We start from the raw sequence: 1,890 nt of genomic DNA on the forward strand, positions 1-1,890 counted from the left end.
GTCGATGATCTTGCGGACACGACCAGCGAAGACGTTGCGGTCATAGCTGTCGAACGCTTCCTCAATGGCCATCAACACACCTTCGCGCACCTCCTGGTTGCCGGTTCCGGTCACATTGATGTTGAAGGTGTGAGACACGCCCTCTCTCGCGCCCACCTCATTGGCTGCGTCGCCGGATGCACGGGGCGGGCTCGGCGGCCGACCACCCATCACATAGCCGCCCTCGCGATATCCCCGCATCGCGCCCTTGCGGATCGCCTCAAGGTTCGCCACCCCGATGCGACGGGTAGCCGCCGCGTCGAAGACATATTCCTCGGCATGCACCACGCCCGCCACGTCCGTCGTCGCACCCGGCCCGGTCCAGCCGCCCACTTCATAGCCTTTGCCGCCGGTCAGCCAGTTCAGCCCCGCGCCCAGGAGGCCGCCGACAAAGGCCCCGCCCGGCCCGTAGCTCGCCCCGATCCCCTGCAGCGTGCCCGCGAGATTGGCGCCAAAGGTCTGCAGGCCGGTCCCCAGCTGCGCCGCCCCGGTCCCGAGCTGGCCCAGCTGCGCCTGCGCGCTGTCCGTAGTGCCCTCGAACCGCGACATTGCCGCCTCGGCCGCCGCAAGGCGCTGATCCCAATGCATGGCACCAGCCGGATTTGCGGCACTCCAGCCCTGCGGCCGCTCGTAGCCGACAAAGGCCTGCGTCGCGCTGTGGAGGTTCGGCGCCGCCTGCAGCCGCTTCAGGACACCGTTCTCGCCGGAAAGCAGTTCCTGCCAGACAAACTCCAGCTGCGCCTGCACATTCGAAAGCCCGGCCTGCCCCCCGACATAATCCAGAAGGGCCTGCCCCCGTCCGGCATGATGCTGGAACAGGCCAAAAGACGTGCCGCCATCCCCCACCGCCAGCGGGTTGAACCCGCTTTCGGCAGAGGCATTGCCCATGATCGCCGCGATCTGATGCGGTGCGAGGCCTTTGGCCGCGAAGAAGGCCCAGACCTGTTGCTGGACATTGGCGCTGCCACCAAGACCCGCAGAACCCGCCATGCCGTAGCCGCCCACCGCCCCGGCGGTACTGGCCGAGAGCAGGTTGGCCACGCCCGGCCCGCCGATCATCACCGTGGCGGCGGTCACCGACATGGAGTGCACCGGCGCCGTGGCCTGCGCCACCAGCGCCCGTTCGTTGATCGGATTCTGGCCGGTCAGCCGCCCGAAGATGCCCGACCAGCCGCCGACATCGCCCCAGGTGCCGAGATCGGTGCCGAAGATCGCGTTCTTCAGCGGATTGCGCACCGCGAGGTCGAAGAACATCCCCTCGATCTCGCCCAGCATCTCCGACAGCGCGCCCTTCAGATCACCGCCGCGCAGCTTGTCCAGCACGCTGTCGATGGCATCCTCGCCCGCCGACTGAACCCGCTTCCAGGCATCGGCCTGCGCTTCAATGGTCCGGGCCAGTTCGGCCCGTGCCAGAGCGTTGCGGCGGATCGCCTCCGCTTCCTCGCCCACAAAGCCGCGCTCCCGGATCTCGCGTTCCGCCTGCACCAGCGCCAGCACCCGTGCCCGCTCGGCCTCGGTCTGACTGGCCAGCGCCAGTTCCAGATGCAGCTGCTGCACCGCCTCCTGCTGACCGCGCAGGACGTCCAGCTGTTCCTGACGCAGCCCGGCCAGCGCCCGGCTGCGCACCTGCTCGGCAGAGGCCGCCGCCACCGTGGCATCGGCCCCCGTCGCGATCTGGCGCGCATATTCCTTTTCGGCCTCGATCTGCGCCCGCATCTGCGGATTGCGCTCGGCCGCGAGCCGGGCATCATAGCCGTCCATCAGCCCGGTGGTGGCAATATCGTTCAGCGCGCGCTGGCGGTCGCGTTCGGCCTCGGCCGCCGCCCGGGCCAGCGCGCGCATCCGGTGCGC

1 protein-coding gene is annotated in these 1,890 nt (G+C 69.2%); it reads right to left on the reverse strand.

Annotation, left to right across the window (positions count from 1 at the left end; translation table 11 throughout):
• The coding region (locus tag IE126_RS01505; RefSeq protein ID WP_229825158.1) for a phage tail tip lysozyme at window positions 1-1,881 on the reverse strand (1,881 nt) is incomplete at its 3' end.
• Between the last annotated feature and the right edge of the window lie 9 nt (window positions 1,882-1,890).

The organism is Gemmobacter nanjingensis (assembly GCF_014652195.1).
Classification (GTDB): Bacteria; Pseudomonadota; Alphaproteobacteria; order Rhodobacterales; family Rhodobacteraceae; genus Gemmobacter; species Gemmobacter caeni.